Source organism: Kaistella polysaccharea (genome assembly GCF_020410745.1).
GTDB classification, from domain to species: Bacteria; Bacteroidota; Bacteroidia; order Flavobacteriales; family Weeksellaceae; genus Kaistella; species Kaistella polysaccharea.
On record NZ_CP084528.1, the window covers coordinates 234,742 to 257,868 of the forward strand.

General features: G+C 35.7%; 21 protein-coding genes. 9 read left to right on the top strand and 12 right to left on the bottom strand.

Features of this window, described 5'->3' with window-relative positions; all coding sequences use genetic code 11:
- From LC814_RS01045 to LC814_RS01060, 4 genes are all read right to left on the bottom strand, one after another.
- The gene (locus LC814_RS01045) at window positions 1-615 is read right to left on the bottom strand and encodes a DUF4230 domain-containing protein (protein ID WP_375373398.1); all 615 of its coding nucleotides are present in this window, start codon (window positions 613-615) and stop codon (window positions 1-3) included.
- Window position 616: 1 nt separating this feature from the next.
- Window positions 617-1,177: a TlpA family protein disulfide reductase gene (locus LC814_RS01050; RefSeq protein WP_226064499.1), complete on the bottom strand. Its 561-nt coding sequence runs from the start codon at window positions 1,175-1,177 to the stop codon at window positions 617-619.
- A gap of 36 nt (window positions 1,178-1,213) precedes the next feature.
- Window positions 1,214-1,681, bottom strand: a complete 468-nt coding sequence (locus LC814_RS01055) for a pyrophosphohydrolase domain-containing protein (RefSeq protein ID WP_226064500.1) — start codon at window positions 1,679-1,681, stop codon at window positions 1,214-1,216.
- Window positions 1,682-1,860: 179 nt separating this feature from the next.
- Window positions 1,861-3,000, bottom strand: coding sequence for an acyl-CoA dehydrogenase family protein (locus LC814_RS01060; protein ID WP_226064501.1), 1,140 nt, complete (start codon window positions 2,998-3,000; stop codon window positions 1,861-1,863).
- A gap of 173 nt (window positions 3,001-3,173) precedes the next feature.
- Between LC814_RS01060 and LC814_RS01065 the strand changes: the two genes are divergently transcribed.
- The gene (locus LC814_RS01065) at window positions 3,174-5,042 is read left to right on the top strand and encodes an endonuclease (RefSeq protein WP_226064502.1); all 1,869 of its coding nucleotides are present in this window, start codon (window positions 3,174-3,176) and stop codon (window positions 5,040-5,042) included.
- A gap of 43 nt (window positions 5,043-5,085) precedes the next feature.
- Here the strand turns inward: LC814_RS01065 and LC814_RS01070 are convergent, their stop codons facing one another.
- The 3 genes from LC814_RS01070 to LC814_RS01080 all read right to left on the bottom strand — a co-directional run bounded on the left by LC814_RS01070 (window position 5,086) and on the right by LC814_RS01080 (window position 8,314).
- Window positions 5,086-6,510 carry a helix-hairpin-helix domain-containing protein gene (locus LC814_RS01070; protein ID WP_226064503.1) on the bottom strand — a complete coding sequence of 475 codons (1,425 nt, stop codon included), beginning with the start codon at window positions 6,508-6,510 and terminating at the stop codon, window positions 5,086-5,088.
- A gap of 86 nt (window positions 6,511-6,596) precedes the next feature.
- A complete protein-coding gene (locus LC814_RS01075) occupies window positions 6,597-6,938 on the bottom strand; it encodes a MerR family transcriptional regulator (protein WP_226064504.1) in 342 nt (113 codons plus the stop codon).
- A 68-nt stretch (window positions 6,939-7,006) separates the two neighbouring features.
- Window positions 7,007-8,314 carry a DEAD/DEAH box helicase gene (locus tag LC814_RS01080; RefSeq protein WP_226064505.1) on the bottom strand — a complete coding sequence of 436 codons (1,308 nt, stop codon included), beginning with the start codon at window positions 8,312-8,314 and terminating at the stop codon, window positions 7,007-7,009.
- 227 nt (window positions 8,315-8,541) lie between these two features.
- Here LC814_RS01080 and rpsA point away from each other — a divergent pair, with 227 nt between their 5' ends.
- Complete coding sequence (gene rpsA, locus LC814_RS01085) at window positions 8,542-10,341, top strand: 30S ribosomal protein S1 (RefSeq protein WP_226064506.1); 1,800 nt, start codon at window positions 8,542-8,544, stop codon at window positions 10,339-10,341.
- Window positions 10,342-10,454: 113 nt separating this feature from the next.
- The gene (locus LC814_RS01090) at window positions 10,455-13,061 is read left to right on the top strand and encodes a T9SS-dependent M36 family metallopeptidase (RefSeq protein WP_226064507.1); all 2,607 of its coding nucleotides are present in this window, start codon (window positions 10,455-10,457) and stop codon (window positions 13,059-13,061) included.
- A 152-nt stretch (window positions 13,062-13,213) separates the two neighbouring features.
- Here LC814_RS01090 and rplS read toward each other — a convergent pair whose 3' ends face one another.
- Window positions 13,214-13,567, bottom strand: a complete 354-nt coding sequence (gene rplS / locus LC814_RS01095; protein ID WP_226064508.1) for a 50S ribosomal protein L19 — start codon at window positions 13,565-13,567, stop codon at window positions 13,214-13,216.
- Window positions 13,568-14,196: 629 nt separating this feature from the next.
- Between rplS and LC814_RS01100 the strand changes: the two genes are divergently transcribed.
- Window positions 14,197-14,898, top strand: coding sequence for a CoA transferase subunit A (locus tag LC814_RS01100; protein WP_226064509.1), 702 nt, complete (start codon window positions 14,197-14,199; stop codon window positions 14,896-14,898).
- 117 nt (window positions 14,899-15,015) lie between these two features.
- Here the strand turns inward: LC814_RS01100 and LC814_RS01105 are convergent, their stop codons facing one another.
- A complete protein-coding gene (locus tag LC814_RS01105; RefSeq protein WP_226064510.1) occupies window positions 15,016-16,803 on the bottom strand; it encodes an ABC transporter ATP-binding protein in 1,788 nt (595 codons plus the stop codon).
- 127 nt (window positions 16,804-16,930) lie between these two features.
- Between LC814_RS01105 and LC814_RS01110 the strand changes: the two genes are divergently transcribed.
- Window positions 16,931-17,584 (top strand): CoA transferase subunit B, encoded by a 654-nt coding sequence (locus tag LC814_RS01110; protein WP_226064511.1) that lies wholly within the window; start codon window positions 16,931-16,933, stop codon window positions 17,582-17,584.
- A gap of 314 nt (window positions 17,585-17,898) precedes the next feature.
- Here the strand turns inward: LC814_RS01110 and LC814_RS01115 are convergent, their stop codons facing one another.
- Window positions 17,899-18,642: a dienelactone hydrolase family protein gene (locus tag LC814_RS01115; RefSeq protein ID WP_226064512.1), complete on the bottom strand. Its 744-nt coding sequence runs from the start codon at window positions 18,640-18,642 to the stop codon at window positions 17,899-17,901.
- A gap of 215 nt (window positions 18,643-18,857) precedes the next feature.
- On the opposite strand from LC814_RS01115, the gene LC814_RS01120 reads away from it, so the two are divergent.
- Window positions 18,858-19,220 carry a cupin domain-containing protein gene (locus LC814_RS01120; RefSeq protein WP_226064513.1) on the top strand — a complete coding sequence of 121 codons (363 nt, stop codon included), beginning with the start codon at window positions 18,858-18,860 and terminating at the stop codon, window positions 19,218-19,220.
- Window positions 19,221-19,499: 279 nt separating this feature from the next.
- Here LC814_RS01120 and LC814_RS01125 read toward each other — a convergent pair whose 3' ends face one another.
- Together LC814_RS01125 and LC814_RS01130 are read right to left on the bottom strand one after the other, a co-directional pair.
- Window positions 19,500-20,108, bottom strand: coding sequence for an HAD family hydrolase (locus LC814_RS01125; protein ID WP_226064514.1), 609 nt, complete (start codon window positions 20,106-20,108; stop codon window positions 19,500-19,502).
- Between the two features lie 56 nt (window positions 20,109-20,164).
- Window positions 20,165-20,599 (bottom strand): type I restriction enzyme HsdR N-terminal domain-containing protein, encoded by a 435-nt coding sequence (locus LC814_RS01130; RefSeq protein WP_226064515.1) that lies wholly within the window; start codon window positions 20,597-20,599, stop codon window positions 20,165-20,167.
- Between the two features lie 2 nt (window positions 20,600-20,601).
- On the opposite strand from LC814_RS01130, the gene holA reads away from it, so the two are divergent.
- The 3 genes from holA (at window position 20,602) to trxB (ending at window position 23,102) form a co-directional block, all read left to right on the top strand.
- Window positions 20,602-21,639, top strand: coding sequence for a DNA polymerase III subunit delta (gene holA, locus LC814_RS01135; protein WP_226064516.1), 1,038 nt, complete (start codon window positions 20,602-20,604; stop codon window positions 21,637-21,639).
- A gap of 40 nt (window positions 21,640-21,679) precedes the next feature.
- Window positions 21,680-21,967 carry a hypothetical protein gene (locus LC814_RS01140; protein WP_226064517.1) on the top strand — a complete coding sequence of 96 codons (288 nt, stop codon included), beginning with the start codon at window positions 21,680-21,682 and terminating at the stop codon, window positions 21,965-21,967.
- Window positions 21,968-22,160: 193 nt separating this feature from the next.
- Window positions 22,161-23,102 carry a thioredoxin-disulfide reductase gene (gene trxB / locus LC814_RS01145; protein WP_226064518.1) on the top strand — a complete coding sequence of 314 codons (942 nt, stop codon included), beginning with the start codon at window positions 22,161-22,163 and terminating at the stop codon, window positions 23,100-23,102.
- Window positions 23,103-23,127: the final 25 nt, after the last annotated feature.

Sequence of the window (23,127 nt, forward strand, 5' to 3'; positions counted from 1 at the left end):
TTAAATTTTGGTGAGGTCGAGTTGACCGGTTTGGTCTTCGATGGTGTAATTCAAAGCCTTTGCCAAAACAAAGATTTGTTCTAAATTTTCTAAAAGTTGCTTTCGCCCTTCATTTCTCAACCGATTTTGATTTACAGTTTTGTAGGCATTTTCCTTTGCGGTTTTTGTCACTTTCTGAAAGTCCTTGTCCGTAAATCGGTCGAAGAATGAATCGTCCATCGACTGAATTTCTACGCTGGGAATAATTCGAATATCTGCATTTGGAAGTTCCTGAATAATTAATTTTTTATTAATAGAATCTACCTTCACTTTCATTTTACTTAAATCGTAAGAAACCTGGGCATTTGTCTTCGTAAAAGTAATGAGTTCTTTTTCTGCCGAAGGAAATAACGAACTTCCAAGAATCTGCGACGTAATTTTTGTCTTCTGCATGCTGGAAAAATCTTGTTCCATGACGACCATTTTATTCATTTTCCGAATTTGATTCGTAATAATATAATAATCGCTTTGTACTTTGTCCTCGACTTTTTTAGTCAATGCATTCCACATTAGAAAGAGAAGCAGCATCAATGCGGCGCCTCCGATGAAGTAGAATAGGGGCTGGTTTTTTTTCAATTTATTTTAGAATATCTTTTAGAGAAGAATTGTCTTTTTTAATAATTTCGAGTAAATCTCTTTCGAGATAACCTGAAGTAGGACTTTCAATAATCCGACCAATTTCTTTTCCGTATTTCTGAACGATAATGGTAGGAACTCTCCGAATATTATAAGGTCCTTCTTCGCCACCTGGCGCTTCGTATTTTCTATTGACCGCGATCATAGTTAGTTTTGCATCAGGAAAATTGGTCGCTTCCAAAATCTTAAAAAAGCGTGGAACTTCGCGGTGGCTGTCGCTACACCAAGTTCCCATGACAAGAATGAGATTATAAGAATTTAGCTTTTCTTTTTTCAATTCTGCAACTGATTTTTCGTCAAGTGTGTATTCATCGTGCTCTGACACATACCATTGGCTGTAAGGTTCTTTTAATAATTGATCTTTTGATTGATGTCCTAAAAGCATTTTTCCGTCGTTTGTTGTTTCTACTTCACGATTGATGACCACTTTCTGCGATTCGCAAGATTGAAGGGTTAAAAATAAAGTAGCGGTGGTTAATATAAATTTCGTTAAATTTTTCATTGATCGGGTAACTGTATAATTTGAAGCAGGTATTTATTAATTTTCTAAGATAGACGTTAAATCTGCTGGTGAATAATATTTATTTTTCAGCACTTTATGATCAGAAGCCCGGTGAACATTAATTTTTTCTCCAGATTCCTGAGAGTAAGCATCTTCTCCTTTTTCATTGTAAAATGAAATCGTTTCGTCAGCTTCCGATTGTGAATTACAAGCTTTTGACATGTTTGAACGGTGAACTTCGTTAAAAAGAGAAACAAATTTTTCACCTAAACCAAATTCCAGAACTGCACCGCTTAGAACATATTGTAAGTCACACAGCGCATCTGCAATTTCTACCATATCATGATCAGCAATGGCGTCTTTTAACTCGTTTAATTCTTCCTGCAAAAGAGAGATTCTTAATGTACATCGCTCTGCACTCGGGATTGTGGGTGTTTCTAAAACAGGAGCGTTGAAAGTACGATGAAATTCGGCTACTTGATTCAATGAATCTATTTTTTCCATTCAGTTTTAAATTTAAACAAATATAAACATTCACATTAATAAACATAAAAACTGAACTTTATATTTGAAAGCTTAATAAGTCAATCAGTATTCCATTCTAGATGGTCAGTTTTGAAAAATTAAAAAGACAACAAAAAAGCACCGATAAATCGATGCTTTGTGTATGTTAAATAAAGAAATTATTTAGAAATTTCTCTACCGATAACAAGTCTTTGAATTTCAGAAGTTCCCTCTCCAATTGTACATAATTTTGAGTCTCTGTAATATTTCTCAGCGGGGAAATCTTTGGTGTAGCCATATCCTCCGAATATTTGCACCGCATTGTTCGCAATTCTTACGCAAGCTTCCGATGCATATAATTTTGCCATTGCACCTTCTTTGGTCATCGGCTGTTTTGCGTTTTTAAGATTTGAAGCTCTTTGAATTAAAAGTTCTGCTGCATCAATTTCTGTAGCCATATCGGCAAGCATAAAATTAATGGCCTGGAACTGATTAATGGCTTTGCCAAATTGATGTCTCTCTAATGAATATTTCAAAGCAGCTTTATAGGCGCCTTTCGCAATTCCTAAACTTAAAGCAGCAATAGAAATTCTGCCACCATCTAAGATTTTCATGGCTTGCTTGAAACCTGAACCTACTTCTCCTAAACGATTTGCATCTGAAACCCGAACATTGTCGAAGATTAGTTCTGCAGTTTCTGAGGCACGCATTCCTAATTTATTTTCTTTTTTCCCGGAAGTAAATCCTGCCATTCCTTTTTCTAAAACAAAAGCAGTGGAATTATTTCTTGCACCAATTTCTCCCGTTCTTGTCATCACCACGGCAATATCGCCAGAAATAGCGTGAGTAATAAAGTTTTTTGCACCATTGATGATCCAATCTTCGCCATCTTTAACCGCAGTCGTACTCATACCGCCAGAATCAGAACCCGTGTTGTGCTCAGTTAAACCCCAAGCACCAATTACTTTACCTGATGCTAATTGTGGTAACCACTTGTGTCTTTGCTCTTCATTACCAAATTCATAAATATGATTTGTACAAAGTGAATTATGTGCTGCGACAGAAAGACCGATTGAAGGATCAACCTGCGAAATTTCATCTAATATAGTTACGTATTCATGATAGCCTAAACCGGAACCACCATACTCTTCAGGCACTACAATTCCCATAAAACCCATGTCACCCAACTGGTGAAATAAGTCGACAGGAAAGGTTTGGCTTTCATCCCATTCCATAATATTAGGACGGATATTTTTTTCTGCAAAATCCCTTGCGGTTTCTGCAATCATATTAAGGTTTTGAGTAGTCTCGCTGTTCATAAATTATATTTGTTCCAAAGATAAAGAAAATGAACAAATCGATAAAATATTTTGGTAAATCAATGTAATTGCTTTCTTCAATAGTTTAAAATGGTAATTATCTTACTGAAAGTTATCTACTATTTTGGTAAGATTTAATAAACATTATCTTTAATTTTGTTTAAAATTAAGATATGAATAGATTTTTATTTGCTCTTGTATTTATTCCAACCATTTTATTTTCTCAGGCTCCCGATGGTTATTATGCAGGAACTGAACTTCTATCTGGATATACTCTTAAATCGAAACTTCATGATATTATTTCTAAAAAAAATATCACCTGGCATTACGGAGATTTACCAAGTTTCTACGCTCAAACTGACATCGATCATCACTACGATTACGATGCTTCTAATAGGATTTACTTACTGGATCTTTACAGCAATAATCCGACGGGAACCACCGCCTATCATTACACGGTTGATCAACTGATAAGTTCTGCTTCTGGGGAAGGACAAGGTTACAATCGCGAACATATGATGCCGCAAAGTACTTTCTACAGTAATTATCCCATGTATTCCGATTTATATTTTGTGATTCCTACGGATGCAAAAATTAATCAGCTTCGCAGTAATTTCCCTTATGGAATTGCGGGAAGTACATTATATTATACGTTCACAAACGGATCTAAAATCGCAAACAACGCAACGCCAAGCTCTGGTTACACAGGAAGAGTATATGAACCAGTTGATGAATTCAAAGGTGATATTGCCCGAAGTTTGCTCTATTTTTCTGTGCGGTATGAAGGAAAATTAGGCTCGTTCAAATTTTATAATGGTAGTTCCCCCGCAAATGATACCAGTCCTTTGGATGGAACCGAAGAAAAAGCTTTTGAAGATTGGTATATCAATATGCTTTTGAAATGGAGTAAAGAGGATCCTGTTTCCCCGCGGGAAATCGAGCGAAATAACAGTGTTTTTTTGATCCAGAAAAACAGGAACCCATTTATCGATCATCCGGAATGGGTTGATTTGATATGGACTCAAACTTCTTCTGTAACTGCACCAGAAACTCCTGCTGAACTGAAAGTGGAGAAAACAAGCGCTTATTTTGTAACATTAAATTGGTCAACTTCTAGTGATCAAAACATATTGGGTTATTCTATTTATCAAAACGGAGTTTTAATAGGGAAAACCAAAGAAAATAATTTTGCTGCAGACCATTTGAACCCTTCAACAGCGTATCAATTTACGGTAAGATCTTATAACAGAAATTATGTAGAATCGATGGATAGTGAATTAATTAATGTTACAACCCTCGAAAATGATACGTATGCAAAAGATCTCTTCATCACAAAATATCTCGAAGGAACGGAACGCAACAACGCGCTGGAAATTACTAATAAAACGGGACACCCAGTAAATCTCAATAAGTATCGATTAAGTATACAATTTTATAGCGGCAGTAATTATTATTTTCCGGCGCCTTATGAACTGGAAGGAATTGTTGCAGATAATGAAATATTTGTGATTCTGAATCCCAATTCAAATTTTTCCTGCGTGACGAATGAAGATGCAAAATTTGTATCTGCTGCGCCACAAATGACTTTTAATGGGAGCAATTATTTGGAACTTCGGTATAACTCAACCACCATTGATGCTATGGGAAGCCGGGATCTAGACAATAGACCAACTCTAGAAGATACCTCCTTATACCGACTTTCCACTGTGAATGATCCCAATTCTACTTTTACGCTGTCAGAATGGACCGCTTTTCCCGTAGATTATTGCGAGCAATTGGGAGTTCTGGGTGTAAAAGGTATTATTTCTGGTTCGAATTCTGAGATATATGTTTATCCAAATCCTGTAAAAAATATGTTATCTATAAAAGGACCGGCGTTGTATCAAATTAAAAATGCTGTCATTTTTGATATTTCGGGCAAACAGATTTTGAAAATAGCGGAACCTTTTAAAACTGGTAATTCTATAAATGTCGAAAAACTATCGCCCGGAGTGTTTTTTTTACAAGTTGATAATCAAACATTAAAATTTATTAAAGAGTAGAAATGTGAACATCAGCAAGAATTTGAGGCTTCGAAAAGTACTTTTATTTTAGATAAAGTTTCATTCTTTTTTCGGCTTCAGGTTTAATTTTCATTGTTCGGAAAAATTTACTTTCATCAGAATAGGAAATTCTGTAGTAGATTACCTTATCAGCATAATATTTAAAATATGGATGATTTTTCAACCATTCTTCGGGAGCATCAATTAAAGAATATTTTGGAACTTTGTCTGTAAATAAAGGTGCGATATCGACTAATTTCTGTGCAAGATCTTTATCAATATTGTAGGTTTCCATAATTTGAGTTTTTGTGATAAAACCGACCAGTTTATTACGGAAGCCAATATAACTGGCAGCACTCCTTTCATCAAAACCAAATTCTATTAATTGTTTAAATGTAATTTCGTTTAAATCTGTTTTGCTAAAATCGGTGGGATTTAAAATCGCACCTGTTTTCATAGAATTGTCTGTAGATCCAGATGAAATAGAATTAATGTAGGAAGTTTTCTTTTCCTTAATGTTTTCGGGATTTAAAACAATGAATGGTTTTAAAGATTCAAATTTCTCTGGGGAGATCACAAAACATCGTGAGATATCGTCTAAACTTTTAAAACTTCCTTTTAAATTTCGATCGCGGTAGTTTAGGATGACTTGCGCCTGCTTTTCCGAAAATCCTAAGTTTTTCCAGCCTTCAAAATCGGTAAGATTTGGATCAAAAGGTTCATAAGCGAGTTCTTTTTTCTCCGTCTTCAGATTTTGCGGTTGATAATTTTTCTGGGTGGTGAATCCCTCCGGAGTCTTTTCTGGTAACAAGAGAAAAGGTGCGAGTCGCCGATAGTTTTCTTCGCTGATAACAAAACAATCTTTAAATTTTTCTTTGCTTACAAAACTTCCACCTAAGTAACCTTTATACTTTAAAATGGAAAGTGCTTGTTTTTCGCTGAATCCCAAATTCATAAAGTCAGTCACAGAATAAGTGTCAGGATTAAATTTACCGCTTATTGTAAGTTCTTTTTTATTTTGATAAGAAGATTTCGAATAATAGGAGTTTTGGCGACCGCTTCCATAATTACTTACGAAACGCGGAGTACTTGACGTTGAAGTAGTGTGATCTGGCAGAAGAATCCAGGGCTCTAATTCATTAAATTTTTCTTCTGAAATAACATAACATTTCTGTATTTGCTCTTTAGAATCAAATTTTCCACCCAGAATAGATTTATATTTTAAAATTGTCTGAACCTGGCGTTCAGAAAATCCCAATTCTTTCCATTGTACTTCTGTCAGGTCGTTCGGATTAAATTCTGTAAGATTCGATTTTTCTTCAGATGTGTTCCCGGTAAAAGTAGTAGGTGCATTTTCCGGTGCTTTCGTGCTGTTAAAATAGTACAGACCGGAGATAAGAAATAAACCTGAAGTTGCAAATCCAAGAAAATAATTCTTAGCTGACGATAGTTGAATTTGGAATCTCATAACATATATTTCATGTAAAAATATTATGTTAAATCCGTAACAATTGAACTACAATCACCTATTTTTTTAGGGTGTAATCACCCAAATCATTCGGGTTTTTCCACCAGTGATTCTTTCAGTTTTTGCAGTTCAGATTTTACAAATTCCAAGCGGTCAATCATAGACACGGTTTCAGATATTTTGGAATTCGTGGTTAGTGCAATTCGAGCACCATCGAGCGTATATCCCTTTTGTTTTACCAAATGATAAATAATCTGAAGATTTTTTATATCCTCGGGAGTAAAATATCGGTTGCCTTTTTTATTCTTTTTAGGTTTAATAATGGGGAATTCCTGCTCCCAATATCGAATAAGGGAAGCGTTCACATCAAATGCCTTTGACACTTCGCCTATGGAATAATACAGCTTATCAGGTAAATTTAGTTTCATTTTCTAAAGGATGACAAAGGCAAATTTACATAAAATATAATTTTGAAATTACTGGGCTAGAACAATATTTAATAGGCAATTTCAATTTTCAATTTTTTGTTCTTTAATCTTTGATTTTCCAATGTTTTTAAAAGAGCAACCATCTTCGGGCGGTTGATTGCGACGTAAGAGGTAGTGTCTTTTACTTCAATCAAACCGATGTCATCTTTTTCTAAACCTCCTTTTTTAATCAGAAATCCAACAATATCAACTTTATTTACTTTGTCTTTTTTTCCCGCACTTATATAAAGCGTTAGAAAGGGAGTTCGTGCCGGCATTTTATAATCCTGCGTGAGTTTTTCTTCCGGTGTATTGTTTTTTATGAAAGGGAAATTTTCATCTTCGGTCATAATTAGATATACAAAACCTTTTGCATTCATTCTCGCAGTTCTTCCATTGCGGTGAATGAACGCGTCTTCTTTCGGCGGCAATTGGTAATGAACAATCGATTCAACTTCAGGAATATCTAAACCGCGGGAAGCTAAATCGGTCGTGATTAAAATTCGGGAAGAATCATTTTTAAATTTTAGTAGTGCGCGTTCTCTTTCATCCTGTTCCATTCCACCGTGAAAAGTTTCGCGCGAAATTCCTTTGTCTTTTAACAAATCCGAAATTCGGTCTACTGCATCTCTGTGGTTACAGAAAATTAGCGTTCGCTTATTTCCTATTTTACACAATAAATGGAATAAAGTATCGAGTTTTTCTTCAGAAGTGGTCATCACTTTTCGCAATTGGAAATCAGGTTTCGATTCCAGTACTTTTAGAAAATCTATTGTTTCCGCATTATTAATTCCTGTAAATTTTGGGATGTCCGCCATTGCGGTGGCTGAAGTGAGCATGCGTTGACCGAGATTCGGCATTGATTCAATAATGAAAGTCATGTCATCATGAAAACCGAATTCCAATGCTTTGTCAAATTCGTCCAGCACCAAAGTTTCAATGGTTGTCGGATCAAAATTTTCATTTTTTAAATGGTAAGCAATTCTACCTGGTGTACCAATTAAAACTGCTGGTGACTCTACAAGATTATTAACTTCAATCTTTTTATCGTGTCCGCCGTAGCATACAGTAACTTTAAAATCTGTTCCCATGCTTTTGAAAACCTGTTCAATCTGTAAAGCCAATTCGCGAGAAGGAACCAAAATCATGGCTTGAATTTCAGAATTATTTTTATTTAACTTTCTGACTGTTGGCAATAGAAATGCAAGTGTTTTTCCGGATCCTGTAGGTGAAAGTAAAATAATATCTTTTCCTGTTTCTGCGGCTTTATACGTAGATTTCTGCATTTGATTCATATCCTGAATCTGCACGTTTTGGTAGATTTTCTGTAAGTCCATTTTGCAAAGTTAAGGGAAAGCAGTACTATATGCTCCATTAATTGTAAAAATGATGAAGAATTTTACTTAATAATATGCTGACTTATCAATAAATATCGTAATTTTGCACCACTTTTTGTGGAAGCCTTTGGCGAAGTTAAAACATTAACAACTAACATCTTCTGTATTTTTCAATATCCCACATTAAGCCATTGATTGAATAGTATAGGATACAAATTTTTTTTAATATGTCAGAAACGACAACAAAAGAAGAGGTTCTAATGAACCAAAACGTAGCTCCAGAACAGTTTGACTGGGATTCATTTGAATCAGGTCTTGACGCTGAGTCTAGACAAGAAAAAAGCGATTTAGAAGAAATCTATAATGGATCTCTTAAAAATCTTCAAGACAATGACGTTCTTGTTGGTAGAGTTGTAAGACTTACCGATAAAGAAGCGATTGTTGACATTAACTTCAAGTCTGAAGGAGTTATTTCTTTAAACGAATTCCGTTACAACCAAGGTCTAGCAGTAGGTGATGAAGTTGAGGTAATGGTTGACAGAAGAGAAGACAAATCAGGTCAGTTACAATTATCTCACAAAAAAGCTAGAACGCTTAAAGCTTGGGATCGAGTAAACGAACTTCACGAAACTGGAGAAATCGTAAACGGTTTTGTAAAATCAAGAACAAAAGGTGGTATGATCGTAGATGTTTTAGGCATCGAAGCGTTCTTACCAGGTTCACAAATTGACGTGAAGCCAATTAAAGATTATGATCAGTTCGTAGGAAAAACAATGGAATTCAAAGTGGTGAAAATCAACCCAGAATTTAAAAACGTTGTAGTTTCTCACAAAGCATTGATCGAAGCAGATATTGAAGGTCAGAAAAAAGAAATCATCGCACAACTAGAAAAAGGTCAGGTACTAGAAGGTACTGTTAAGAATATTACGTCTTACGGTGTATTTGTTGACTTAGGTGGTGTTGATGGATTAATCCACATTACAGATCTTTCTTGGAGTAGAGTTAATCACCCATCAGAAATCTTAGAGGACGGACAAGTTGTAAAAGTTGTAATCCTTGATTTCGATGACGAGAAAACGAGAATCCAGTTAGGTATGAAGCAATTAGAAGCTCATCCTTGGGATGCTCTTTCTGCTGATATGAAAGTGGGTGACAGATTAAAAGGTAAAGTAGTAGTACTTGCTGATTACGGTGCATTTGTAGAAGTTGCGCCAGGTGTTGAAGGTCTAATTCACGTTTCAGAAATGTCTTGGTCAACTCACTTAAGAAGTGCAGGTGATTTCGTAAAAGTAGGAGACGAAGTTGAGGCAGAAGTTTTAACTTTAGATAGAGAAGACCGTAAAATTTCTTTGGGTATGAAGCAATTAAGCCAAGATCCATGGTCTAACATCGAAGCTAAATATCCAGTAGGTTCTGAGCACACAGGAATTGTAAGAAACTTTACAAACTTCGGTGTATTCGTAGAATTGGAAGAAGGTATCGACGGATTAATTTACATCTCTGATCTATCTTGGACTAAAAAAATCAAGCATCCATCAGAATTCTGTGCAGTTGGAGATCAATTAAAAGTTGTAGTTCTAGAATTAGATACAGCAGCAAGAAGATTATCTTTAGGTCACAAACAATTACAAGAAAATCCTTGGGATAAATTTGAAACTAAATATGCTGAAGGAACTGTACACGCAGGAACAGCAACTGAAGTATTCGACAAAGGAGCTCAGGTTCAATTTGAAGACGCAGAAGTTGAAGCATTCTGTCCATCAAGATTATTAGAGAAGGAAGACGGATCTAAAATCAAGAAAGGCGACAGCGCAGATTTCAAAGTAATCGAATTCAACAAAGAATTCAAAAGAGTAGTAGTTTCTCATACAGGAATTTTCAGAGACGAAGAAAAGAAAAATGTAAGAGAGCAATCTTCAAACTCTTCATCTAACAAATCAACAGGTTCTTCAAACAACGAAGAAAAATCTACCTTAGGTGATTTAGATGTATTAGCAGAATTGAAAAAGAAAATGGAAGGTAAATAACCAACCGTTTTTATACCATAGAACGCCTCATTTTAAATGAGGCGTTTTTTTATATTAAAAATTCAAAACTTGAAGTTATTTTTTATAAATTCGGCGACAATTAAATGTTATATATGAAGAATAGAAATTTACCTTTGAAAATAGCTACCGTATGCTTTTTGATTTCATTTGGTAACGCAAAATCCCAAGACTTTAAGACCCTCATTCAAGAGCATATTTCAGCAAAAGGTGATTTTCTGAAAAGAAATTTAAACAGTTTTGAAATTATTAATGAAGATTTCTCCAAATCCATGGGCGGAGATGTCATAAAAATTCAACAATCCTATAACGGACTTCCTGTTTTTAATTCGTTCGGAACTGCGTTAATTAAAAATAATAAAATTGCCTACCTCCAGGAAAGCTTTGTTAAGAATTTTGTTAATGATAACCCTGTTTCAACTGCCAAATTCAATAAATCTGTTTTTGAAAATGTTGCAAATCAACTTTCATTGAAGGATTCATCTCAATATCAGGTTGTTGGTTTCGGCGAGAAAAAAGTTAGCGGCGTTCAAAATGTGAAAAGCAGATTGTGTTATTATCAAACTGAAAGCAGCGACTTAACTTTGTCTTATGAATTTGTTTTCCCGGAAAAAGGAACCTCGAATTATTGGAATATTGTTGCAGACGCTACAACCGGCGAAATATTAAGTAAACAAAACTTGACCCTTTCCTGCAATTTTAGTCACGATGCTCCAAAGCATGATTATTCTGCGCATGATCCTGCGGGATTTGATTTAAAATTTAGTGCAGAAAATAGCGCTACTCAAAGTTTGGCTTTAGCATCGCAAAGCGCAACTTATAATGTATTTGCCTTGCCAATTGAAAGTCCGAGTCACGGTTCTCGATCCATAGTTTCTAATCCCTGGTTTACGGATGCTTCGCCAGATGGTTGGCATCGTGTTTCTGGCAGTGAACCAAAAGATTATACAGTCACGCGAGGAAATAACGTGTATGCATACGACGACATTGCAGACGCTGATGCGCCAGGAGCTTCGCCAGACGGTGGTCCTAACCTCAAATTCGATTTTCCTTTCGTTTTGAATGCGAACATCGTAAATTTTCCCGCAGCCACAACCAATTTATTTTATATTAATAATAAGGTACACGATATTTTTTACCGTTTAGGTTTTACAGAAAAAGCCCGTAATTTCCAAGCATATAATTTTGGTAAAGGTGGCGCCCAAGGTGATTATGTTTTAGCAGAAGCACAAGATGGTGCAGGTCGAAATAATGCAAACTTTGCAACTCCGCCAGATGGTACCATGCCCATTATGCAGATGTATCTGTGGGATCCATCTTTAGTTGAAAGGGTTTTCTACAATTTACCTACTGAAGCGGTGAACCGGACAGTGCAAAATAGAACTGCGGCATTCGGCTCACAATTAACCCCTTCAGGTGTAACTGCGGATGTGGTATTATCTCCTGTTATTGATGCTTGTACAGCTCTACCCAAAGAATCACTTGCGGGTAAAATCGGTTTGATCGAAAGAGGAAGTTGTGATTTTGTTACCAAAGTGAAAAATGCCCAGGTTGCTGGCGCCAGAGCAGTAATTATTTATAATTTACCGGGATCTGCTCTTGTAAATATGGGTGGTGAAGATATTTCTATTTATATTTCTACTGTTTTGATTAAAAATGAAGAAGGTGAATATATTAAAGGTTTATTGCAGAATAATAAAAAAGTAAATATTACTTTAAAATATGATCCCGCTGCGCAGGCGACAATCGACGGCAGTTTTGATAATGGTATTGTCATTCATGAATATGGCCACGGAATTTCAAATAGAAATACTGGTAATGGATACAGTTGTTTAAATCCTGATGTTTCTAGCGAGCAAATGGGCGAGGGATGGTCTGATTTCTTTACCTTGATGCTAACTAATAAACCGGGCGATACTAAAAACGTACCGCGTGGTATCGGGACGTTTGCATCCTCCCAAGCAATTACGGGAACAGGTATTCGACCAGCTTTATATTCACCAGATATAGGGATCAACAATTTTAAATACGGCGCAACAAAAGGAATGGAATACACCAATGATAAAGGTGTTTTGGTACCAGATGTTCACTCCATCGGATTTATATGGGCAACAATGCTTTGGGATCTCCATTGGAAATATGCGGAAAAATATGGCTATTCAGCTGATGTAATGGCGAACTCTACGAATGGCAGTACAAGAATCCTGCAATTGGTGACGGACGCATTAAAACTACAGGTTTGTAACCCAACATTTATCGAAGGGCGCGATGCAATTTTACAGGCGGAACTAAACACCACGAAAGGTGAGGATAAATGCATGATTTGGAGTGTATTTGCAAAAAGAGGTTTAGGAGTTAAAGCTTCAGCCGGACTCAAAGGAAAGATTACCGATCAGGTTCAAGATTCAACAATGCCGGACGAGTGTGCAAAATATGGTTTGGCAACTGATGAATCTGCGATCAGCGCAGCGATCAGCCTTTATCCTAATCCTGCAAAGAATGAATTCTTCTTGAAATCGTCAAAAAATACTTTAGGTAAAATTAATGTTGAAATATATGATGCCTCAGGAAAGTTGGTTTCTGGTCAGAAAATTTCTGCCTCAGAAGCTGTGAATACCCAAAAACTTCCGAACGGACTTTATCTTGTAAAAGTAGAAGGATTGGGAGTACAATATTCTTCAAAATTAATTATCAAAAAATAATCTTAATAAATACCTTTGAACCGTCTTGTTTAATCAGGACGGTTTTTTTATGCAAACTCCCTTCAATTTTCCCCTTAGGTCACAAGAGATTATTTGCCACTAAAAAACCCATCAAATTAAATTGATGGGTTTTCCTAATATCGTAATCCGAATTACTTTTTGTAAGAAGCGTCTTTAATTCTCGCTTTTTTACCTCTAAGTTGTTTAAAGTAGTAGATTCTAGCTCTTCTAACTTTACCTCTTCTATCAATTTCAATTTTTTGCAAAGCGGGCAAATTCATTGGGAAAACTCTTTGTACTCCAACATCACCACTCATTTTTCTGATGGTAAAAGTTTTTGTAGCTCCAGTTCCTCTAATTTGAAGTACTACACCTTTAAAGAATTGAGTTCTTGTTTTGGCACCCTCTTTAATCTCGTAATACACAGTGATGGTGTCACCGGCTTTGAATTTTGGAAATTCTTTTTTTGCAATGTACTTGTCTTGTACGTACTGTAATAAATCCATTTTTTTTATAAAAAAATTTGTTTTTGTCAAGCTAGCCAACGTTCACGCCCTTCGTCAGAGGTTGATTAACAGGTTGCAAAAATACTACAAAAAATACTTTCTGCCAACACTTTAGCAAAAAAAAGCAAAGCACGATAAATGTGGCGCATTTCAGTCATATACAGTCAATTATTATACAGACATTTTTTTTCCTTCATCCTTCATCCTCCAACCTTCATCCTCATCCTCCAACCTTCGTCCTCCATTCTTCGGGCGTGCCTCTCACTTGGTCATTGCGCGCTCGCTTTGCTCGCGCTCCATTTCCTCTTTCAAGTCGGGCTGTCCGCTATATCTTTTTTTTCCACCCTTTTTCCATGCCAAAAAAAGGATGTCGCTTCCAACCCTCACGCAAAAAATCGGTCTCACTAACCAATAATTTATTTATGCGAACTGCCACAGTATATTTTATTGCCGATAATTATAAGTTTGTATAGCCATATCGCCGCGCCCGCTTTTTAAATTAGAGAATTATTGCATGAAAATGAAAGCTCTCGCGTACAAAGAAAATAATATTTTGTAATCAAAATTAACCGTTAATCACAGATCCCAAAATAATTCGTAAATTCAAACTTTAAAATTATAGGGTAAAGATGATTGATAAAAGAGTAAAAAATGCCAAAGAAGCCATTGCTGGAATTAGTGATGGAATGACATTAATCGTAGGCGGATTCGGCCTTTGCGGAATTCCCGAAAATTCAATTAATGCTTTGGTAGAAAGTAATGTCACCGATTTAACTTGTATTTCGAATAATGCCGGAGTTGATGATTTTGGATTAGGTTTACTTTTAAAAAAGAAACAAATAAAGAAAATGATTGCTTCTTACGTGGGTGAAAATGCAGAATTCGAAAGACAGATGCTTTCCGGTGAACTCGATGTAGAATTAACTCCACAAGGAACTTTAGCCGAAAAATGTCGCGCTGCACAACATGGAATTCCGGCTTTTTATACGCCTGCAGGCTACGGAACCGAAGTCGCTGAAGGAAAAGAAACAAAAGATTTCGAGGGTAAAATGCATATTTTAGAACACGCTTTCAAAGCTGATTATTCCATCGTAAAAGCCTGGAAAGGTGACCACGCCGGAAATTTAATTTTCAAAGGAACGGCAAGAAACTTCAACGCGCCCATGGCCGGAGCTGGAAAAATCACGATCGCCGAAGTGGAAGAATTGGTAGAACCAGGACAACTCGATCCTAATGAAATTCACATTCCTGGAATTATGGTTCAGAGAATTTTCCAGGGTGAGAAATTTGAGAAAAGAATTGAGCAGAGGACAGTTCGAAAAAGACCTTAGAAATTTTTAGAAATATAGGTTAATAATGATAAAAAACATTTCTCTTGAGGGAAATGTTTTTTTTTTACTTTAAAAGTATAATTTCGCAGTTATCCCATTTATCCCATTTATCATTTCCTAAATCTTCCGCTCTCCAATCTGCTGACGCCACATCGCATAATACAATCCTTTATCGTCCAGCAGATCATTATGAGAACCCATTTCAATTACCTTTCCGCGCTCCAAAACGTAGATTCGATCGGCATGCATAATGGTACTTAACCGGTGTGCAATCAATATGGTAATCTGGGCTTTTTCGGCTGAAATTTCTCTAATCGTTGTCGTAATAGCTTCTTCCGTAATGCTGTCCAAAGCCGAAGTTGCTTCATCAAAAATAAGTAAATGGGGTTTTCTTAACAAGGCTCGGGCAATCGCAATTCTTTGTTTTTCTCCACCACTTAATTTAAATCCACCTTCACCAATGACCGTATCTAAACCTTCTTCAGCTCGTTCAATTAATGCCGTAGCGCTCGACTTTCTTAACGCCATACTCAGGTCCTGATCCGTTGCTTCGGGATTTACAAAAAGCAGATTTTCTTTAATGGTTCCTGCAAAAAGTTGCGTATCCTGGGTCACAAATCCAATCTGATTTCTCAGTTCGTCAATATCGAATTCATTTCCATTAATATTGTTATAATAGATTGAACCTTCATTCGGACGATACAAACCAACAAGTAATTTTACTAACGTACTTTTTCCCGCGCCACTCGGTCCCACAAATGCGATCGTTTCGCCATTTTTTACTTCAAAAGAAATATTGTTCAAGGCTTTGTAACTCGCCGATTGGTGTTTAAAATCAACATTCGTGAATTTTAAACTGTTGATCGCGCCAATTTTCTTTGGATTACTTGGCTTTTCTTCCGTCTTTTTTTTCATCAAATTATCGAAGTTAAACAAAGAAGCTTCCGCTTCGCGATAGGAGATGATGATATTTCCGATTTCCTGCATCGGGCCAAAAATAAAAAATCCATAAAACATCAGCGATAAATATTGTCCGGGCGTAACGATGTTTTTGAAGATTAGAAAAAGCAAAGTCAAGGTGATCATTTGTTGCAGAAAATTCACCAACGTTCCCTGAATAAAACTTAAAGAACGAATACTTTTCACCTTTCTCAATTCCAATCCTAAGATTTTGTACGTATTGGTATTGAGTCTTTTGACTTCCTGCTGAGTCAGACCCAAACTTTTTACAATTTCAATATTTCGCAAACTTTCAGTGGTGCTTCCTGCTAAACTTGTGGTCTGGGCGACGATATTTTTCTGAATTTTTTTAATACGTTTACTTAATAAATTAGTAATAAACGCGATTAAAAAAATTCCCACCACATAAACCGGCATGATTGCCCAGTGGAGCTGAATTGCGTAAACAGAAACGAAAATAATACTTACTAAAATCCCAAAGAAGATATTGATAAAGTTGTTGATGAATTTCACCGAATCTTCTCTTACTTTAGTCAGAATCGATAAGGTTTCTCCACTTCTTTGATCTTCAAATTCCTGAAAAGGTAATGCCATGGAATGTTGTAAACCATCTGTGAAAATATTGGCTCCAAATTTTTGAGTAATGACGCTCGATGTGTAATCTTGAAAAGCTTTTGCAATCCTACTTACCATTGCGACACCAATTAATAGTCCTATAAAATAAAAGGCGCCGTGATACATTGTGGTACCGTATAAATATTCCTCCAGGCTTCTGCTTAAGAGTTTTTCTTTGTCGAAAAAGTTGGGATTAGTGACCAATTGATCCAGAATTTTTCCAGTAATCGCTGGCCCAAATAAAGAAAAAACCTGATTAATCGTTGCCAGTAATAAAGATAAAATAAGCAACCATTTATGCGGTTTTAAATATCGGAGAAGTGTTTTCATTCGTATAAAAATAGGTGGATGCAAAATTAAAGATATTAATCGGTTTGTTTAGGTCATACTATAGATTGTCTCGATAGTATTTGTATAGGAAATGAAAATTGAATAAATTGCAGTTCAAGTTTACATTATGCTTACAAAAGAACAAATCGCGCAGCGCATCTCCAAAGAAGTAAAAGATGGCTATTACGTAAACCTCGGAATCGGCATTCCGACTTTGGTTGCTAACTTCGTTTCTCACGATCTTTCCGTTGAATTTCAAAGTGAAAATGGAGTGCTCGGTATGGGACCTTTTCCTTTTGAAGGAGAAGAGGACGCCGACCTTATTAATGCGGGAAAACAAACCATCACCACACTTCCGGGCGCATCGTTTTTTGATTCTGCTTTTAGTTTTGGAATGATTCGAAGTAAGAAAGTTGATCTCACTATTCTCGGTGCCATGGAAGTTTCCGAAAAAGGCGATATCGCCAACTGGAAAATTCCCGGTAAAATGGTGAAAGGAATGGGTGGAGCCATGGACTTAGTGGCTTCGGCTGAGAATATTATCGTCGCGATGATGCACGTAAATAAAGCGGGTGAAAGTAAAATTTTGAAAAATTGTACGCTGCCTTTAACTGGAGTAGGATGCGTGAAAAAAGTAGTCACCGAAATGGCCGTGTTAGAAGTCACACCCAACGGTTTTAAACTTTTGGAAAGAGCACCTGGCGTTTCAGTTGAAGATATTGTGAAATCTACAGAAGCCGATTTAATCATCGAAGGTGAAATTCCTGAAATGCAGTTTTAGAATCAAATCACTCATTATGTAAAAAAATCCTTTTCAGTTTTGAAAAGGATTTATTTTTTTAAATTTTTCCAAAAAGATCTAACTAAGAATTTGCAATATCAACTGGCATAGGAAGCGTAGGCGTTATGAAAATTTATTTTGAAACCGTTAAAAAATCTCCATGTTTGAAGCGCGACAATATTTTAATACTCATGAAGTAATTTTGATTCGCGCAAGTTTTGGAGATTTTAGGTTTGAAAATAAAATTTTAGCTGGAGTTTCCAAGCCTTGAACTTTTGATTCTTTTGTTTCAAGACAAAAGAATAAGAAAAACATTACTTCAAAATCTCTTTTAAAAACATCAACGTATGATCCCAAGCTCTTTTTGCCATTACTGGATTATAATCTTTCGATTCTGGATTTGTAAAAGTATGTTTTGAATTTGCGTACGTAATAATTTGCCAATCTGCTTTCCCATCATTCATTTCGTTCACCAATTGAACATAATCTTCTGGCTTCACACTTTCATCATCTGCTGGATGTTCGACTAAAATCTTCGCAGAAATTGCATCATTCACTCGTGCCGGATCTTTCGCTAAACCACCATGAATAGAAACCACACCAACTACAGGGAGTTTTCCTCTCGCAGCTTCCAAGGCGCCACTACCGCCAAAGCAATAACCGATCACTGCAATTTTTTCTGGATTAGCACCGTTTTTTTTCAATTCTTCTAGCGCCAAAGAAATTCTTTTTTGATATGCTTCGAAATTTTGCTTGTAAGATCCTGCCGCTTTTCCGGCAGACGGATAATCAGTTGGAATATTTCCTTCACCATAAATATCGGCGATAAAAGCGATGTACCCCTGTTTCTCCAGCTCAATAGCTGCTGCTTTTGCTTCATCGTCAATTCCCATCCAGGCGGGTAAAATTAAAACTCCTGGGAGTTTTTTTCCTGCGTTGGAAGTCACTAATCCATTGAGTTTTTGAACGCCGTCCTTGTACGAAACTTTTTTAAGATTCTGACTGAAAAGGGTCCCTGAGACCATAAATAATCCTGCTAATAATAGTGAACGTATCATAAGTGTAAATTTTGTTGAGGGTAAAAATACGGACAAATCTACTTAAGTGTAGTGAGAAATTAAAAATTATTCCGATTGATTTTGTTAATGATAAAACCATTGAAGTGATTCTTTGGTTCGAACTAAAAATTGAAAACGACTCTTGTAATTATTTGCCTCAAAGTAAAGTCGTCCAAAATTTAAATTTGTAATTTTATGCCTCTTAAAAAAGTAGCATGTCAAAATATAAAATTCAAAAATCACCATTCCTTGTTCCTACAACCGACGGAAAACTTATCGAGGAAATCTGGGGAAACTCCACCGGAAATCCGGGTATTTCTATCGCACATATGGTTGCACCGCCGAATTGGAGCGAACCTTTTCAAACACCAGAGTTCGACGAATTCACTTATATTATTAAAGGAAAAAAACAATTTGAAATCGACGGAGAAATTGTCATTTTGGAAACCGGACAAAGTATTAAGATTGAGAAAGGAGCAAGAGTCCGTTACAGCAATCCGTTTGAAAATCCTTGTGATTATTTAGCAATTTGCCTGCCCGCTTTTTCTATGGATTTAGTAAATCGCGAAGAACTATAAATCACAAAGTCACAAAAGAGTAAGTGATGAAATATGCATGAAAGTTCGCAAAAGTCAAGATCTATATCTTGAAAATTTTGTGAACTTTAACAATGTATTGTTAAACTTTTTAAAAAATAAAACTTTTGTGACTTTGTGATTAAAAATTGATTCTTAAATCTTTCAGTTCCTATCATTAGCAAAACTTCACAGAAGTAAAATCTTTACAATTCAAAATTTTGTGAACTTTAACAATGTATTATTAACCTTTTTAAAAATAAAACTTTTGTGACTTTGTGGTTAAAAATTGATTCCTAAATTTTTCAGTTTCTTTTCCAGATCAGTGTCTTCTTTAACATGAATACAAATAAATCCTAAATCTTTTGCAACTTCAATATTCTTGGCGTTGTCATCAATAAACACCGATTCTTCAGCTTTAATATCATAACGTTGAAGTAAAACTTCCCAAATCGTTCGATCGGGTTTAATGAGTTTCTCCGTTCCTGAAACCACGATTTTTCCCTCAAATATTTGAAAGAAATCATAATTTTCTAAAGCATACGGGAAAGTTTCCGCCGACCAATTCGTCAATCCAAATATTTCATATTTCGAATGTTCAAGTTTTCGTAAAACATCGACGTTGTGCGGAATATCCGACTTTAACATCTTCGTCCAGTTATCATAGTAAGCCCGAATTTCCTTTTCCCATTCCGGATGTTTTGCCACCTGAATTTCTGTTCCTTCTGCTAATGTTCGGCCGCGATCCTGCTCTCCATTCCAATCATCGGTTACGATGTTTTTTAGAAAATGTTCCATCTTTTCATCATCTTTAAAATGATCTTTGAAAAAATAACGCGGATTCCAATCCATCAGCACGCCGCCGAAATCAAAAATTATATTTTTAATCATATTACTTTTTAAAGTATTATTAATGCCATAAATTAATTGTAACCTTCTTTGAAAAATTAAAACTCACTCTTGTAGAATTCGTAATTTCCGTTCATAAAGCGAGCAGAAATATGGTGTAATCCATTGCTTAAAATAATTTCTTCTGCACCGAGAATCGAATTATATCTGGCCGTTTGTTCAAATGTTTTCTCCGTAATTTTAATGTGTGGCGCTTTACATTCTACTAAAATTTTAGCCTTTGTTTTTTCAGTAACCAAAAGATCAATTCTTTTTGTTGTACCGTTTAAAACTAATTTTTTTTCAAGGATTAATGAAGACAGATTGCGATCTTTAATTTTGTAAAAATACCAGACCCAATGCTGTCTTACCCACTCTTCGGGAGTCAGCAGCAACCAGGATTTACGAACCAAATCATAAATAAAAAACTTATCTTTGTCTCTCTTGATTTCAAAGTCAAAAGTTTCTTTAAAATTCAGTTTCGGCAGTTCCATTTATGAAAGAATTAGATTTAATCCTCAAAAATATCAAAAATAAAGAGCTTTTGCCGATTTATTTTTTTCATGGCGAAGAACCTTATTATATTGATGTAGCCTTAAAAGCATTTGAAAACGAAGTGCTCACCGAGGATGAAAAGGCATTCAATCAAACGGTCGTATACGGAAAAGATACCACATTTGCTGACGTTCTTTCTCTCGCCCGACAGTTTCCCATGATGGGCGACAAACAGGTGATTATTGTGAAAGAAGCACAGGAAATTGCGCTGAATGATAACGATGTAAAAGCTTTAAAATTATACGCTGAAAATCCGGTCGAATCTACACTACTGGTAATTGGTTACAAATATAAGAAAGTAGATTCCCGGAAAGTTTTTACGAAAATCCTCAGTCAGAAAAAGATGCTTTTCTTAAGTGAAAAAATCAAAGATTACAACATTCCAAAGTGGATTGAAGGGGAATTGCGAATATTAAATCTTAAAACAAAACCCAATATTCCACCGTTGCTTTCCCAGTATTTAGGAACCGATTTATCGCGGATTTCAAACGAACTTCAAAAACTCAAAATGATTTTGAAAGACGGCGAAATCTTAGATGAAAAGATGATCGAAACGCATATTGGCATCAGTAAAGATTTCAATATTTTTGAACTTATTAAATCTTTAGGAAAAAAAGATGCGACTCAAGCCTTTAAAATAGCGCATTATTTAGGCAAATCACCCAAACAAAATTCTTTTCCGATGATGATTGGGAATTTGTATAATTTCTTTTCAAATTTAATAATTTTCCATACCATGAAGGGCGATTCCCCTCAAAATCAAGCTGCTGCCATGGGAATTAATCCCTATTTTATTAAAGATTATGGAGAAGCTGCTCGGTTTTACAACCTTAAAAATACGACAAGAATAATTTCAATTTTAAGAGAAATGGACCTTAAAAGTAAAGGTTTGGGCGCTATTAACATGACCGAAAGTGAATTATTGAAAGAGATGGTTTATAAAATTATGCATGTGGACCAATACAAAGTGCAAACTTAAAAATATACTTTTAAAGAGTAAATTCTACTAAAAAAATTATATGGAAAATATCGAGGATCGTTTAAGAAATATTGAGCTTATGCTTGAAGAAACTTCAAGAATTTTTAAAAATCACAATGAACTGCTCCAAAAGATTTCGGAAAAGTTTGAACAGCATGATGAGATGTTTGTTGATACCATAAATAAAGTTGCGGAAATTGGTAAAAGTTCTTTAATTAATGCGGAAATGACGAGAGATCAAATGAATAGCATTTTGAATCTTTACAAAGAAATAGGAGAATTGCACGAAAGTGATACTGAAATTTATAGATACATCGCGTCGCAGTAAAGTTTATGAGGTTAGTAATAATATTCAAATTTTGAGATTTTTAGTAAATCTATGTAGACAATAATTTTATATTTTCTTCAGCGTACATAACTATCAGTCATTGACAAAATTCATCGTCAAATAATTCGGTAACCCAAAATAAATCCCGATTTTTGAAAACTTATAATTTTTATCTCAACCTTAACATTAATTAATGGAAGAAAATATTTTAGATTGCGTAATTGTGGGATCCGGACCATCCGGTTTTACCGCAGCAATTTACGCTGCCAGAGCTGATTTAAAACCTGAATTATATACCGGATTAGAGCCAGGCGGACAATTAACCACAACCACCGAAGTTGATAATTTTCCCGGTTATCCCGACGGCGTTACCGGTCCACAGATGATGATGGACTTGCAAAAACAAGCCGAAAGATTCGAGACGAAAGTTCATTACGAAATGATCACAAAAGCCGAATTTTCTCCGGAAGTGGGCGGCGTACATAAAATTTGGGCCGGAAACAAAGAAATTCTGGCAAAATCCGTAATTATTTCTACGGGTGCAACGGCAAAATATCTTGGTTTAGACGACGAGAAAAAATACATGGGCGGCGGCGTTTCTGCATGTGCGACGTGTGACGGATTTTTTTACAAAGGAAAAGATGTAATTGTTGTTGGCGGCGGTGATACTGCGGCAGAAGAAGCAACTTATCTTGCAAAACTTACAAATAAAGTAACGATTTTGGTACGAAAAGATCATTTCCGAGCTTCAAAAGCGATGATTCACAGGGTGAGTAATACGCCAAATATTGAAGTAAAATTTAATCATGAATTGATCGGTATTGAAGGTGAAAACAATTTGGTAGAAAGGGGAGTAGTCCTTAATAATCTTACTAATGAAACTTTTACGATTGATGTTCACGGTATTTTTATCGCAATTGGACACAAGCCAAACACTGAAATTTTCGCCGGTCAGATCAATTTGGGAGAGAATGGATATATTAACACGATTCCAGGTTCTACCAAAACAAATCTTCCGGGAGTTTTTGCGGCGGGCGATGTGCAAGATAGCCATTACAGACAAGCAATTACTGCTGCCGGAAGCGGATGTATGGCGGCAATGGACGCTGAAAAATATTTAGGAGAATTGCAGTAATTGCAAGATTCTGTTTGAAATATTG